Raw genomic sequence first — 14658 nt, forward strand, 5'->3', positions numbered from 1 at the left:
GATGGAAAAAGAACGAGTTGACGTATTATTAGTACAACAAGGATTATTTGATACCCGCGAAAAGGCTAAGCGTGCCGTAATGGCCGGTGAAATCTTAGGTGTCAACGAAGAACGCTTAGATAAGCCGGGCATGAAGATCCCAGTGGCAACTGAATTACATTTGAAAGGCAAACCGATGCCCTACGTTTCACGTGGCGGTCTCAAACTTGAAAAAGCACTCAAAAGTTTTGAAATTGACGTGACCGACAAAACGGTCCTAGATATTGGCTCGTCGACTGGTGGTTTTACCGACGTGGTTTTACAAAATGGGGCAAAAATGAGTTACGCCTTGGATGTCGGTAGTAATCAGTTGGTCTGGAAGTTACGCCAAGATCCGCGCGTGGTTGTGATGGAACATACTAACTTTCGGTATAGTAAACTGGCAGATTTCACGCAGGGGCAACCTAACTTTGCGTCCATCGACGTTTCATTTATTTCACTACACTTAATTTTGCCCCCATTACACGCGATTATTGAAAACGGTGGTTCAGTCGTTGCCCTAATCAAGCCACAATTTGAGGCTGGTCGTGAGAATGTCGGCAAACACGGAATTGTCCGTGATCCTGCTGTTCATCAGGCGGTGTTGACAGATATCGTGGAATTTGCGCAAGCGAATGGTTATAACGTTCTAGGGCTTGATTATTCACCAATCAAGGGTGGTGAAGGTAATATTGAGTTTCTAATTCATCTACAAGCTACCGATGAAACACCACGGATTGCGCCGACTGTGTCGATTGAAAAAACTCAGGCGGCCGCTTATGAACAATTAAATCAAGCTTAAAATTGAAATCCGGACTTTCATATTTATGCATTTTGGCTTATGATGTGTTTAAATAAGTATGAATAGCTACCGGGGGTGATCGGGTGAAGAAGCAAGAGCGCCAACGCTACATTAAACGATTATTGAGTTCGAACGAAATTGAACGTCAAGAAGACTTTGTCAAGCTGTTACGTGCTGAAGATATTGACGTGACACAGGCAACCATTTCGCGCGATATTAAAGATATGCAGCTGGTCAAGGTTCCCTCGGCAACGGGCGGTTACCACTATAGTATGCCAGTTCAGAAACAAATGGATACGGAGAAAAAGCTCAAGCGGACACTGAAAGATGCTTATGTCTCGTATGCGACTCAGGATAAATTTGTCCTCATCAAGGTGTTGCCGGGTAACGGACCAGCACTAGCAACGTTGATTGAAGCAATGCATTATGACGAAATTTTTGGAACGCTAGGCGATGATGCTCACGTTCTGATTATTTGCAAGTCGTTAGCGATGACTTTAGAGCTACAACAAAAAATTCAACGCTTACTGAGTGATCACTAATTAGTAAGCTATCTTCGACCTGCTCACATGTGTGTCAGGTCGCTTTTTTTCAAAATTAACTAACGGATGCTGGTAACCAATTGCTTTTAAGGAGGGCTTGCAGTGTTACAAGAATTATCAATTACGAACTTTGCAATTATCGAACACTTAGACATTGCTTTTGAAGCCGGCATGACGGTTTTAACTGGTGAGACCGGTGCTGGTAAGTCAATTATTATTGATGCAGTCGGTTTATTAGCGGGTGGCCGCGGCTCGGCAGAGTTTATTCGGACCGGTGCTGATAAAGCCGTTTTGCAAGGCATGTTTATTTTGCCGGCTGACGGCGTGACGGCCCAATTGTTGGACGAAGCGGGGATCGAACATGCGGATAATACCGTCATTCTACAGCGCGAGATTACTAAAAGTGGCCGTAATACATGTCGCATCAATGGTATGCTGGTCAATACGACGACTTTGAAACAGATTGGTGAAACAATTGTTGATATTCATGGTCAGAATGAACATCAAGAGTTGATGCAACCTGAAAAACACCTGGGATTGCTGGACGAGTTTGCCGCCGCTAAAATTCGTAAATTGAAGCAGCGTTACCAGCAACAGTATGATCGTTATCAGCAGTTAAACCTTGAATTACGGCAAAAGAATGCGAATGAAAAAGAGTGGGCTCAACGCTTAGATATGCTGAACTTTCAAGTGGACGAAATCGCAGCAGCACAAGTCAAAGTGGGTGAAGAGGCCAGCTTGACTGCGGAACGTGACCGCTTGGATAATTACCAAATGATCAATCAAGCGCTTCAACAGAGTTACACATTGTTAGCTGCAGGCGAAGAGACGACTGGTGCGGTTGATATGGTCGGTACGGCGATGAATGCACTAGAACCGATTGCCAATTTGGACCCCGCCTTTAATGAGATTACCGTGAATGTCAAGAATGCCTTTTATGGGCTGCAGGATGCGGCCGGTCAGATTTCTAATCAGCTCGATTTGCAAGAATTCGACGAGGGTCGCTTGGATGAAATCGAACAGCGGCTGGACATCTTGGCCCAGTTAAAACGTAAGTATGGGGACTCTGAACAACAAATCTTAGATTATTACCAAAAAATCGCGGCTGAGTTAGCTAAGATGACTGACTCTGAAGAAAATAGTGAAGATCTGGCCCAGCGGGTCGCCGACCTGAAACAACAACTACTTACGACGGGCGAAGCGTTGTCCGATAAACGGCGGGCTGCGGCGAAAGTGTTACAACGACAGATCCATCAAGAACTCAAAGATCTGTATATGGATAAGGCAATCTTTGAAGTACGATTCAAACCGACTAAGGGTCAGATCTATCGGAGTGGTCTGGACAGTGTTGAATTTTATATTCAGACTAATCCTGGCGAGCGCATGCGGCCATTGGCCAAAATTGCGTCTGGTGGGGAACTCTCACGGATGATGCTGGCTTTGAAAACCATTTTTTCTGAATCACAGGGAATTACCAGTATCATTTTTGACGAAGTTGATACGGGTGTTAGCGGTCGGGTCGCTCAAGCGATTGCTGAGAAAATCAACGGCATTGCACACTTTTCACAAGTGCTCTGTATTACCCATTTGCCACAGGTTGCGGCGATGAGTGATCACCACTACTTCATTGCCAAGAAGATTACTGGTAAGCGCACGAAAACGAGTGTGACTAAGCTAGATAATGCGGCCCGGGTTCAAGAATTGGCACGCATGCTGGCGGGAACTAAGGTCACTAAGTTATCGCTTGAGCATGCGGAAGAGTTATTGCGACTGGCCGATGAGGAAAAAGACGATTAAGTTTAATTGATCGGTACCACAAGGGACGGACAACTATGGTCGGTCCTTTTTTGATGGTGTTAATTAGTGACGATGGTGTCGAGTGAGGTTTCGGTATTATTGCCAAGGCGACGATAATTCTTTACAATATAAAACGCAAATAGACGAAATATGGGTCAACGGACACGTTTTAATGAACTGTCGGGCTGGTTGGTAGTGGGTGGCTAATCTGAAGCTCCGACTACCAAAATATACCGTTAAAACGATAAAATGTTCAGTTTACATGTCATGACGTTTGCATTTTGCTTTCGTTATAAGTTATGCTTAATTACAGTACAGTTTATTCGGCAACGAAATAAACTGAGTAAATGATTGGAGTGATGAGGTTGTTTCTGACAATGGAACATTTGAATAAAACGTATCCTGGTGGCAAAGTAGCCGTTGAAGATTTTAATTTGGAAATCGAAAAAGGTGAATTTGTTTGTTTCATCGGGACGTCTGGTTCAGGTAAAACGACCACGATGCGGATGATTAATCGGATGTTAAGTCAGACTTCCGGTACCATTAAACTTAATGGTAAGGATATTAGCCAGATTGACCCGGTTAAATTACGGCGACAAATCGGTTATGTGATTCAAAACATTGGGCTAATGCCCCATATGACGATTCGAGACAATATCACTTTGGTACCACGATTGCTAAAGTGGCCCCAAGATAAAATGAATGAACGTGCTAAGAAGATGATCAAGCTGGTGGAATTGCCAGAAGATTACTTGGATCGGTACCCGTCGGAGCTTTCCGGTGGGCAACAACAACGGATCGGGGTTGTTCGGGCGTTAGCAGCAGACCAAGATTTAGTATTGATGGATGAACCATTTGGGGCGTTAGACCCGATTACCCGTGAATCTTTGCAAGATCTCGTTAAGGATTTGCAGGAACGCTTAGGTAAGACGTTCGTCTTTGTAACCCATGATATGGATGAGGCGTTAAAATTAGCGACCCGAATCGTAATCATGGATGGTGGCGACATTATGCAAGTGGATACGCCAGACGGTATCTTACGTCATCCAGCTAATGAATTCGTTGAGAACTTAATTGGTAAGGATCGTTTGATTCAAGCACGGCCAAGTATTACCACTGTTGGGCAAGTGATGTTGAAAGACCCAATTGCCACCACACCAGGAAAGTCATTGACGGTCGCATTACGACAAATGCATGATAAACGCGTTGACTCGTTGTTAGTCACCGATGAAGCCGGCATCTTGAAGGGTGTGATCGGCATTGAAGACGTTGATTACAACTTTAACTCGGCTACTAGTGTGGGCGACATTATGAAGACTGATTTGTTCTATGTTCAGTCAAATTCATTGATTCGGGATACGGTCGAACGTATTTTGAAACGCGGCTTGAAGAACATTCCAGTCGTAGATGAACAACATCGCCTGGTCGGAATTGTAACGCGGGCCACCCTGGTCGATATTGTTTATGATGCTCTCTGGGGTGATGAAGACGAAGATGAAGCTGAAAATAATATTCATCATGGGGAGGACGATGCGCCCGCTGAAGGCGGTGAACAGGCATGATAACTTTCCTACAAAACTACGGCATGCAGCTGCTGGTTAAGACGTGGCAACACTTGTATATTTCGGCGTTTTCATTGTTCTTAGGCATTATCGTAGCGGTTCCGATTGGAATTCTGCTTACGCGGGTGAAGCCGATTGCGAATGTGGTCATGTCAATCGCTAGTATGTTACAAACGATCCCAGCGATAGCGTTGTTGGCATTGATGATCCCGTTTTTCGGGATTGGTGCAATTCCAGCTATCATTGCGCTGTTCATCTATTCTTTATTACCGATTCTCCGCAATACCTATCTTGGACTGGAAGACGTTGATCCAGCCTTGATCGATGCGGCTAAGGGAATGGGAATGACCGGTTGGCAGTCAATTGTTAAAGTTGAGTTACCGATGGCAGCCCCAGTTATTATGGCTGGTATTCGATTATCCGCAACGTACGTTATTGCCTGGGCCGCGTTAGCATCATACATTGGTGCCGGTGGCCTTGGGGACTTTATCTTTAATGGGTTAAACCTCTATCGAACTGACTTAATTTTAGGCGGTTCAATTCCGGTGATTATCTTAGCCCTCATCGTTGATTGGCTGTTGGGTAAACTAGAAGCAGCGGTTACCCCAAGAACCACACAAGCGTAAGGGGGATTAAAGATGAAGAAAATTAAAAAGTGGTTGTTAGGTGTTTTCGCAACGGTCGCCAGTGCGTTATTATTGGCCGGCTGTGGCTTTCCGGGTTTGTCAGGAACTTCATCCGATACGATCCGGATTGCGTCACAAAACACGACTGAACAACAAATCATGGCGTACATGATTCAAGATATGATTAAGCATTATTCTAATTTGAATACGACGATCATTAACAATTTAGGTTCTGGGACGGTTAGTTTCAATGCCTTGAAGAATGATCAGGCTGATATTTCAGCGATTCGTTACACTGGGACGGACTTAACGACGATTCTGGGCGAAAAGATGGATCGGAGTAATATCAAGTCGATTGACCAAAAAGTTCGCTCACAGTTCAACAGCAAGTATCAAATGACCTATTTCCCAAGTTATGGGTTCGCAGATACCTATGCTTTTATGGTGACGAAAGCGACGGCTAAAAAATACCATCTAAATACGGTTAGTGATATGAAAAAAGTAGCCTCGAAGCTGACGGTCGGTTTGGATCAAATCTGGACTGAACGAAAAGGTGACGGTTATCCTGCCTTTAAGAAGTTGTATGGCTTTCAATTTGGGAAGACTTATCCAATGCAAATTGGTTTAGTTTATGATGCCTTGGAATCAGGTAAAATGGATGCCATCCTCGGATACTCGACTGATGGTCGGATTGGTAGTTATGATCTGAAGATTTTAAAGGATGATAAGAATTTCTTCCCACCATACAATGCGAGTGCGGTTGCAACGAACAAGATCTTGAAAGCTCATCCGAAGTTGAAGCCAATCTTGAATCGATTAAACGGTAAAATCAGCTTAAAGACGATGCAAAACTTGAACTATCAAGTTGATAATAACTTAGTGGAACCGGAAGTTGTGGCTAAACAGTTCCTTGAAAAACATAATTACTTTGAAGGGAGTGACAAATAATGGCTCAGATGAACTTGCTGCAACAGTTGATATATTATTACCAACAAAACGGTGTGTACGTGTTAAGCCAGTTCTCACGTCACTTCTTGATTTCAATTTATGGCGTGCTGTTTGCGGCAATTGTTGGGATTCCAATTGGCATTTTCATTGCCCATCATAGTCGGTTGAGTGCGACAGTGATCGCGATTGCCAATGTGATTCAAACGATTCCGTCACTAGCGATGTTATCAATCATCATGATTGGTTTGGGACTAGGTGTGAACACGGTAATCGTCACGGTCTTTTTATACGCATTGCTACCGATTATCAAGAATACCTATACTGGAATGCAAAATGTGAGTGCTAGTATTTTAGATTCCGGTAAGGGGATGGGGATGACGCGTTGGCAACTGTTACGAATGGTGGAGTTGCCACTGTCACTTTCCGTCATTATGGCTGGACTCCGGAACGCATTAGTGTTGGCTATCGGGATTACGGCCATTGGGACCTTCGTTGGTGCCGGCGGTTTAGGGGATATCATTATTCGAGGAACCAATGCTACGAATGGTGGTGCCATTATCTTGGCCGGGGCGTTACCAACAGCTTTAATGGCAATCATTGCTGATACGGTCTTGGCTTGGATTGAAAAGCGTGCTGATCCAACTCAAAAATAACGTCAGTGAGCGACAAGTAAAAGAAGCAATATAAAAATTAAGTTACTAAAAAAGATTGATTTACAGGTACTCCGTACTCACTCATTCAGGGAAGTCAGTGGAGCTGTAACATCAATCTTTTTGATTTGCATCAAAAACACCATGAGAATACGCAAGGTTGTATTGAACATGATTTCACCTTTTGATGCAAGTATTAATGATTAAACTAAACGCGTTTGATATAACGGATGGCGTCCGGGTCGACCAAGTGGGTCAGGTGTAACTGCCGATTAACTAGAACCAACTGACCACTAGCGAGGTTTTTTAACACTCCGTGAATATTATATGGTCGGGACTCAGTGAGCTGAGGCTGCATCTGGAGCATGATTTGATAGTGTTCCGTGTGCGCTTGAGCTAAGAACAAATCCCGCTGGAAAGCCGGCATCATTGGCAGTAACGGCGCAACGACGGTCGGGGCAGCAGTAAAGTCATCCATAAATTGGCGATAGGAAGCGTGTAAGTTCTTGGAAATTAGTTTCAAATTAGATTGTTGATTTTGCATATTAGCCACCTCGAACATTTGTTTGTGTTTCCATTATACGAACAGGCGTTCTAAAAAGCAAGCCTAAAATTTGAGAAAATTCACGAATAAAAATGAAAAAAAGCTGTGTAACCTTGATAATACTTGCAATATAGGGTTAAAAAGTGCAAAATAAACTTTAAAACATATTTTAATTAAGGGGAATTTGTGATCATGGCGAAACAAGGCATGTTAATCGTCTTATCAGGTCCTTCGGGTGTCGGTAAAGGTACCGTCCGCAAGGAAATCTTTGACTCAGATGATAACGATTTTCAATATTCAGTCTCGATGACGACGCGGCAAATGCGTCCGGGCGAAGTAGATGGCAAGGACTACTATTTTGTGTCCAAAGAAGAGTTCGAGGATGAAATTAAGAGCGGCGGTATGCTTGAATATGCCAAGTATGTTGACAATTACTATGGGACGCCCTTAAAATATATTAAGCAGTCGTTGGCGGCTGGCAAAGACGTTTTCTTAGAAATTGAAGTTAACGGGGCCATGCAAGTCCGCGAAAAAATGCCTGATGGCGTCTTCATTTTCTTGACGCCGCCGGATTTGATGGAATTGAAGCACCGCATCATTGGTCGTGGGACTGATGATATGAGTGTGATCAACAAGCGGATGGCAAAAGCGGTTGATGAAATCAAGATGATGCGTAATTATGATTATGCGGTTATCAATGATGAAGTTCCGCTAGCTGCTGAACGAATCAAGGCTATTATTCGTAGTGAACGGTTTAGTGTTAAACGGGTCATGCCCGAGTATGAAGAAATGTTAGGAGATGCGGAATCATGATCTTATATCCATCAGTTGATGACTTACTGAAGCAAGTTAATTCGCGTTACTCATTGATTATGTTAGCTAGCAAGCGGGCCCATGAATTGGACGCTGGTGCAGCACCAATGCTTAGCGAATACAAATCGGTTAAAACGATTGGTCGGGCCATGGAAGAAATTGCGGCCGGTGACTTAATGATCGATCCAGATGAAACTGACAAAGATTAGTAACAAAACGGTGTGCTGAGCCAGCTGGGGCTTGGCACTTTTTTTATGAAGAATGACGCGGACGTTCAGCTTCACGTTACTGTCGATTCTTGATACAATTGTTTTATTAAAGTGTAAAAATCTCGCTGGCACGGTTGCGAGATTTTTCAAAGGACGTGAAGAAGTGAGTATATGGACAAAACGCCATGTAACGGTAGTCGTTAGTGGTGGGATTGCGAGTTATAAAGCGTTAGTATTGATTCGTAGTTTGATGAAACAGGGCGCCGTCGTGCGAGTTGCGATGACGACCCATGCGGCAAAGTTTATCACGCCATTGACCTTTCAAACTTTAACGCAGCAGCCAGTGGTCATTGATGAATTCACAACGACTGACCCGCATCACGTCGTCCACGTCGCGTTAGCTGACTGGACTGAAGTGATGATTCTCGTTCCGGCTACCGCCAACTTGATTGCTAAGGTGGCTAACGGTCTAGCCGATGATGCCGCAACGACGACAATTTTAGCGACGACCGCACCCAAGTTTGTGGTGCCAGCAATGAATTCACATATGTACGCTAATCCAGCAACTCAGCGCAATTTGAAGCAGCTGACGACGGATGGGTTACACGTCTTAACTCCTGCTACGGGTATGTTGGCGGAAGGCTACAGTGGTCAAGGACGCTTGCCGGAACCAGCGGTGATTTTGGCCTGGTTGACAGATCAACTGATTCAGTTGACACCTGATTTGCCATTAGCAGGACGGCGAGTTGTCGTCACTGCCGGCGGAACCCGAGAAGCCTTAGATCCGGTACGATTTATCACGAATCGTTCATCGGGGAAGATGGGCTACGCAGTTGCTCAAGTCGCACGGGAGTTAGGTGCAACTGTGACACTGATCAGCGCCACGACTCATTTAGCAGCGCCTAGTGGTGTTAAGGTCGTGACGGTTGATTCGGCTCAATCCTTATTGACGGCAGTCAGTGATATTTTTGATGATACGGATATCTTGGTCATGGCGGCGGCCGTATCTGATTATCGGCCGGCTGAATTAGCTGATCAGAAGATTAAAAAGCCAGCTGACCATGCTGACTTAACGTTACGATTGACAGAAACACCGGATATTTTAAAAACGTTAGCGGCCCGGAAGCACCAACAGTATGTGATTGGCTTTGCAGCTGAAACTCAATCATTGCTGGCCAATGCCAATCGTAAGTTAACTAGTAAAAAATTAGATTTAATTGTTGCTAACGATGTTTCCAAACCGGGAGTTGGGTTCAATGGTGATACCAATCAGGTCACACTGTTGCGGCCTGAGCAACAACCAGTTACGACGGAATTGACAACGAAAACTGCAATTGCCAAACAGATCTTGATGACGGCAATTGCGGATGGTGCAGGAACACAGGCATGATTAAGTAGAGAGGAAGAGTTGTGTGGCACAAATTGCCCAAGTATTAGTCGATGTGCCCACTATGCAGACAAATCGACCTTATAGTTATCGAATTCCAACCGCCTGGCAATCACAAGTGCAACCCGGCATGCGCGTCGTGGTGCCGTTCGGCCGTGGTAAACGGCGGGTGCAGGGGTTTGTGTTAGCTCTTGATGACGTTACTAACTTTGATGGTGAGCTGAAACCAATCGACGCGGTCGTTGACCTAGCACCGGTTCTGAATACTGAAGCCTTAGCACTGACCAAGTGGTTGGCTGCCAGCACGTTTTCATTTCAGATTACCTGTGCACAGACCATGCTGCCGGCGGTCATGCGTGCAAAGTATGAAAAACAGTTGCGAACAACAGCAACAACGCCCGCGACGATTCGAACGACGCTGTTTGGGGACCAATCGATGGTGCCGTTTGATGACGTCGCCACGACGCCGGCAATCGTCAGCCAGTTATTACGGCTGCAGGCGGCTGGGCAAGTCGATGTGTACTACCAAGTTAAAAATCAAGCACGGCGTAAAACGCAAACGGCGGTGAAAGCGGCCTTAACTAACGAAGCGCTACAGGCTGCAGTGGACCAGGTACGCGCCGGGGCTACACAACAATTGGCGGTGCTCCAGGGGTTGCTCACTTTAAATGGTGAACAGCTCTCGCAAAAGGCGTTTTGTACTCGTTTTGATGTCACGGACGGTGCCATTCGTACAGCAGTACAGAAAGGCTGGCTTAAAAAAGTGGCCGTCGAGGTTTATCGTGATCCCTACGCAACTAGTGATATTAAGACTACCAAGGCGTTACAATTGAATGATGAACAGCAAGTGGCCGTCGATCAGATTACGCAAGCCGTTGACCAAGCCGCAACCACCACGTTCTTGTTAGAGGGTGTGACGGGGAGCGGTAAGACTGAGGTGTACTTGCAATCGATGGCGGCCGCATTGGCACAAGGAAAAACGGCGTTGATGTTAGTGCCGGAGATTTCACTGACACCCCAAATGGTTCAACGCGTGAAGGGGCGCTTTGGTAAAGCTGTTGCCGTTTTGCACAGTGGATTGTCCAGTGGTGAGAAGTATGATGAGTGGCGGCGAATCCAACGAGGTGAGGCTCAGGTGGTGGTTGGCGCACGCTCAGCGGTGTTTGCCCCGCTAAAAAATCTTGGCTTAATCGTGATGGATGAAGAACATGAGAGCACGTATAAGCAGGATGATGCCCCGCGTTATCATGCTCGGCAAGTGGCTTTATGGCGTAGTCGTTACCATAACTGTCCAGTCGTACTGGGTTCGGCGACCCCATCGTTAGAAACGCGCGCCCGCGCAGAAAAGGGCGTTTATCAGCGCTTACTGCTTGCGGATCGGGTCAATCGACGGCCCCTTCCTAAGGTTTCAATTATTGATATGAAAAAGGAAATGCAACAACACGCTGAAAGCAATTTCTCAGCACCACTGTTAGTTGCCTTGCAGGATCGGCTTGAACGTCATGAGCAGAGTGTTCTAATGCTCAATCGGCGGGGCTATTCATCGTTTGTGTTGTGCCGAGATTGTGGTTTTGTCTTGAAGTGTCCTAATTGTGATATTTCACTCACGCTACACATGGATACGCACACGATGAAGTGCCATTACTGCGGTCACGAAGAAGCCATTCCGCGGAATTGTCCGAACTGTCATAGTCGTCAGATCCGTTATTATGGGACGGGAACTGAAAAAGTCGAAGAAGAATTGCAAGACTTGCTTCCGGACGCTAACATTATTCGGATGGACAATGATACGACCCGTAAAAAGGGCGCCCATGCCAAGCTTTTAGCACAGTTTGGGAGTGGTGAAGCTGATATTTTGATTGGTACCCAGATGATTGCGAAGGGACTGGATTTTCCTAATGTGACCTTGGTCGGTGTCTTGAATGCCGATACGGCCCTAGGATTGCCGGATTTTCGCGCCAGTGAACGGACCTTCCAACTATTAACCCAGGTGAGTGGTCGAGCTGGACGGGCGGAAAAGAGTGGTCACGTGTATATTCAGACATTTAATCCGGATCATTATGCGATTCGGTTTGCACAACACCACGATTACGAAGGCTTTTTCAAGTATGAGATGCAGATGCGGCACCGGGGTGGTTATCCGCCGTACTACTTTACGGTTCAAATTACAGCGAGTGACTTAGATGAAGGGGTAGCAGCCAAGCGCATGTATCAGTTACTGCAATGGTTACGCCCGCGGTTGGCACCGTCAACGATTCTATTAGGCCCAACGCCCAAGCCGATCGCACGAGTCAATCGCCGTTATTATTATCAAATCGTGATTAAATATAAACAAGAACCCAATTTAGCTCAGACGCTGACAACGCTACTGCATGAGACGCAGGCGCAACAACGACAAGGGCTACAGATTGGAATTGACGTGGAACCCTTACATTTCATGTAATGGGATTAGGAGGAAGTTTGACAATGACATCAATCGTTTTTATGGGAACGCCCGCGTTTGCGGCACCGATTCTCGAAAGTTTAATTAAAGAACAATACCAGGTACTAGGCGTTGTGACCCAGCCAGACCGAAAAGTTGGTCGCAAACACGTCTTAACAGCTTCGCCAGTCAAAGAAGTCGCGGTTGCCCATGATATTCCCGTCTTCCAACCGGAAAAGATTAGTGGTAGTCCTGAAATGCAACAGATTATTGACTTGCAGCCCGATTTAATTGTGACGGCCGCCTTTGGACAGTTTTTACCAACAAAATTGTTGAAAGCTGCCAAAATTGGTGCCGTTAATGTCCATGGCTCGTTGTTGCCTAAGTATCGTGGTGGCGCGCCTGTTCAATATTCAATTATCAACGGTGAGTCTGAAACTGGAATTACTATCATTTACATGGTTAAAAAGATGGATGCGGGCGATATGCTGGCGCAGCGTGCGATTCCAATTGAAAAAAACGATGACACCGGGACGATGTTTGATAAGTTGAGCTTAGTTGGTCGCGACTTGTTACTGGAAACGTTGCCCAAGTTGATTGCTGGCGAAATTACGGCGGTGCCACAGGATGAATCCCAAGTGACCTTTGCACCGAACATTCGGCCAGAACAAGAGGTTTTAGACTTCTTTACAAAAACGGCCGTTGAAATTGATAATCAAGTTCGGGGCATGCGGCCAGCACCAATCGCCTATGCGGTCTTGGATGGAAAGCGCACGAAGTTCTGGGATGTGACCCCCTTAGCTGACGAAGTGGTCACGCAAGCTCCTGGACAAGTGGTTCGCAAGACGAAACATGAGCTTGTGATTGCAGCTGCTGACCACACAGCGATTGCAATCAATCAGTTGCAGCCAGCTGGTAAACCGAAGATGACAATTACAGACTATTTAAATGGGGCGGCAGATAAGTTCGCTACCGGAGAGCAGGTTATTAATAAATGAGTACAGTTGGTAATACCCCCCGCTGGTTAGCGGTCGCCGCCTTAGCGAAGATTAAGAACGGTGCATATTCAAATTTGCAATTAAACCAGTTAATCAATGATCATCAGATGGATCGGCGTGACATTAATCTGCTGACAAATATGGTTTACGGTGTCATTCAACATCGGTTGACTCTCGAATACTGGTTGACCCCGTTTGTTCGACATCCGCACCAGATTGACCCCTGGGTACGGGAGCTCTTATTGAGCGCATTGTATCAATGGCAGTATCTGGATAAGATTCCACAACGGGCCGTTTTCAACGAAACGATTGAAATTGCTAAGGTCAAAGGTCACCCTGGCATTCGGCGGTTTGTAACCGGCGTCTTACATCAAATGGATCGCTCAGGACTACCGAGTTTTGATGCGATTAAAGATCCTGATGAACGGTTGAGTGTGACTTATAGCATGCCAATATGGTTGATTCAAGAATTGCGGCGTCAATTAGGTGCTGAAAAGATGGAGCGAATCTTATCATCATTGAACCAACCAGCTAAGCAAGCCTTACGTGTCAACCCGGCCTTGTCGACGGTTGAAGATGTGACAACGGCGCTGATTAATGATGGTTTGACAATTACGCCGAGTGAAATCTCACCGTTAGGGCTGATTGCAACGGATGGTCAGGCCATTAATACTGAAGCGATGCGGTATGGCATGTTCACAGTTCAAGATGAAAGTGCACAATTAGTTGTGCCAGCACTCAATCCGCAGCCGAATGATCGAGTCTTGGATGCTTGTGCGGCCCCCGGGGGCAAGACGACCCAGATTGCGGCTAGTTTAGATGCTGAGCAGGGTGGCACAGTCGTTGCCCTTGATATTCATGCCAATAAAGTGAAACTGATCGGTCAAAATGCGGCGCGCATGCACGTTGCTGATCGCGTTGAGGCCACCGAACTCGATGCCCGTAAAGTTGAGACGCAGTTTAATGCTGAAAGTTTTGATCGAATTTTAGTCGATGCTCCGTGTTCGGGACTGGGATTGATGCGCCGGAAGCCTGAGATTCGCTATGAGAAACAGTTGCAGGATAGTTTGAACTTGCAACGAATTCAGCTGGCAATTTTGACAGCGGTCGCCCCAACCTTGAAAAAAGGTGGTATCATGACGTATAGTACGTGCACGATTTTGCAACAGGAAAATCAGGATGTGATTACCAAATTCTTAGCGGATCACCCAGATTTTGAGCTGCAAACAACGCCAACTGAACGAGACTTGAAAACTGATCGAACGGAAAAGACTTTGTCGATTTATCCCGATGATTATTTATCCGACGGCTTTTTCATTGCTTGTTTGCGAAAAAAATAA

The 14658-nt window shown here is 45.7% G+C and carries 14 protein-coding genes; 13 read left to right on the plus strand and 1 reads right to left on the minus strand.

Annotation, left to right across the window (positions count from 1 at the left end):
- Position 1: 1 nt before the first annotated feature.
- The 7 genes from E5260_RS06900 (at position 2) to E5260_RS06930 (ending at position 6948) form a co-directional block, all read left to right on the plus strand.
- Entirely contained in the window at positions 2-820 is an 819-nt protein-coding gene (locus tag E5260_RS06900; protein ID WP_003640353.1) for a TlyA family rRNA (cytidine-2'-O)-methyltransferase, read from the plus strand.
- 83 nt (positions 821-903) lie between these two features.
- Complete coding sequence (locus tag E5260_RS06905; protein WP_003640354.1) at positions 904-1362, plus strand: arginine repressor; 459 nt, start codon at positions 904-906, stop codon at positions 1360-1362.
- A gap of 102 nt (positions 1363-1464) precedes the next feature.
- Entirely contained in the window at positions 1465-3159 is a 1695-nt protein-coding gene (recN, locus tag E5260_RS06910; RefSeq protein ID WP_003640355.1) for a DNA repair protein RecN, read from the plus strand.
- A 377-nt stretch (positions 3160-3536) separates the two neighbouring features.
- Positions 3537-4721, plus strand: a complete 1185-nt coding sequence (locus tag E5260_RS06915; RefSeq protein ID WP_003645157.1) for a betaine/proline/choline family ABC transporter ATP-binding protein — start codon at positions 3537-3539, stop codon at positions 4719-4721.
- On the plus strand, positions 4718-5347 hold the full coding sequence (locus E5260_RS06920) for an ABC transporter permease (protein WP_003640357.1): 630 nt from the start codon (positions 4718-4720) through the stop codon (positions 5345-5347). Before E5260_RS06915 ends, E5260_RS06920 begins: the two co-directional genes overlap by 4 nt.
- A 12-nt stretch (positions 5348-5359) precedes the next feature.
- Complete coding sequence (locus E5260_RS06925) at positions 5360-6295, plus strand: osmoprotectant ABC transporter substrate-binding protein (protein ID WP_003640358.1); 936 nt, start codon at positions 5360-5362, stop codon at positions 6293-6295.
- Positions 6295-6948 (plus strand): ABC transporter permease, encoded by a 654-nt coding sequence (locus tag E5260_RS06930; protein ID WP_003640359.1) that lies wholly within the window; start codon positions 6295-6297, stop codon positions 6946-6948. Before E5260_RS06925 ends, E5260_RS06930 begins: the two co-directional genes overlap by 1 nt.
- A 205-nt stretch (positions 6949-7153) precedes the next feature.
- Here the strand turns inward: E5260_RS06930 and E5260_RS06935 are convergent, their stop codons facing one another.
- Positions 7154-7489 (minus strand): hypothetical protein, encoded by a 336-nt coding sequence (locus E5260_RS06935; protein ID WP_022638014.1) that lies wholly within the window; start codon positions 7487-7489, stop codon positions 7154-7156.
- Between the two features lie 192 nt (positions 7490-7681).
- Here E5260_RS06935 and gmk point away from each other — a divergent pair, with 192 nt between their 5' ends.
- Genes gmk through rsmB form a run of 6 tightly spaced genes read left to right on the plus strand, consistent with a single transcriptional unit; the run spans position 7682 to position 14658 of the window.
- Complete coding sequence (gene gmk / locus E5260_RS06940) at positions 7682-8302, plus strand: guanylate kinase (protein ID WP_003640361.1); 621 nt, start codon at positions 7682-7684, stop codon at positions 8300-8302.
- The gene (gene rpoZ / locus E5260_RS06945; RefSeq protein ID WP_003640362.1) at positions 8299-8511 is read left to right on the plus strand and encodes a DNA-directed RNA polymerase subunit omega; all 213 of its coding nucleotides are present in this window, start codon (positions 8299-8301) and stop codon (positions 8509-8511) included. The genes gmk and rpoZ overlap by 4 nt, the downstream gene beginning before the upstream one ends.
- 52 nt (positions 8512-8563) lie before the next feature.
- On the plus strand, positions 8564-9901 hold the full coding sequence (gene coaBC / locus E5260_RS06950; protein ID WP_003640363.1) for a bifunctional phosphopantothenoylcysteine decarboxylase/phosphopantothenate--cysteine ligase CoaBC: 1338 nt from the start codon (positions 8564-8566) through the stop codon (positions 9899-9901).
- Between the two features lie 22 nt (positions 9902-9923).
- Entirely contained in the window at positions 9924-12341 is a 2418-nt protein-coding gene (priA, locus tag E5260_RS06955; RefSeq protein WP_003640364.1) for a primosomal protein N', read from the plus strand.
- 23 nt (positions 12342-12364) lie between these two features.
- A complete protein-coding gene (gene fmt, locus E5260_RS06960) occupies positions 12365-13318 on the plus strand; it encodes a methionyl-tRNA formyltransferase (RefSeq protein ID WP_003644319.1) in 954 nt (317 codons plus the stop codon).
- Positions 13315-14658, plus strand: a complete 1344-nt coding sequence (rsmB, locus tag E5260_RS06965) for a 16S rRNA (cytosine(967)-C(5))-methyltransferase RsmB (protein WP_003640366.1) — start codon at positions 13315-13317, stop codon at positions 14656-14658. Before fmt ends, rsmB begins: the two co-directional genes overlap by 4 nt.

Source organism: Lactiplantibacillus plantarum, from assembly GCF_014131735.1.
GTDB classification, from domain to species: domain Bacteria; phylum Bacillota; class Bacilli; order Lactobacillales; family Lactobacillaceae; genus Lactiplantibacillus; species Lactiplantibacillus plantarum.

Bases quoted from the DNA above. Each gene is read 5' to 3' on its own strand.
- E5260_RS06920 (WP_003640357.1), top strand. From the start codon at position 4,718: ATGATAACTTTCCTACAAAACTACGGCATGCAGCTGCTGGTTAAGACG.
- E5260_RS06925 (WP_003640358.1), top strand. From the start codon at position 5,360: ATGAAGAAAATTAAAAAGTGGTTGTTAGGTGTTTTCGCAACGGTCGCC.
- E5260_RS06915 (WP_003645157.1), top strand. From the start codon at position 3,537: ATGGAACATTTGAATAAAACGTATCCTGGTGGCAAAGTAGCCGTTGAA.
- rsmB (WP_003640366.1), top strand. From the start codon at position 13,315: ATGAGTACAGTTGGTAATACCCCCCGCTGGTTAGCGGTCGCCGCCTTA.
- rpoZ (WP_003640362.1), top strand. From the start codon at position 8,299: ATGATCTTATATCCATCAGTTGATGACTTACTGAAGCAAGTTAATTCG.
- coaBC (WP_003640363.1), top strand. From the start codon at position 8,564: ATGACGCGGACGTTCAGCTTCACGTTACTGTCGATTCTTGATACAATT.
- fmt (WP_003644319.1), top strand. From the start codon at position 12,365: ATGACATCAATCGTTTTTATGGGAACGCCCGCGTTTGCGGCACCGATT.
- E5260_RS06900 (WP_003640353.1), top strand. From the start codon at position 2: ATGGAAAAAGAACGAGTTGACGTATTATTAGTACAACAAGGATTATTT.
- E5260_RS06930 (WP_003640359.1), top strand. From the start codon at position 6,295: ATGGCTCAGATGAACTTGCTGCAACAGTTGATATATTATTACCAACAA.
- E5260_RS06935 (WP_022638014.1), bottom strand. From the start codon at position 7,489: ATGCAAAATCAACAATCTAATTTGAAACTAATTTCCAAGAACTTACAC.
- gmk (WP_003640361.1), top strand. From the start codon at position 7,682: ATGGCGAAACAAGGCATGTTAATCGTCTTATCAGGTCCTTCGGGTGTC.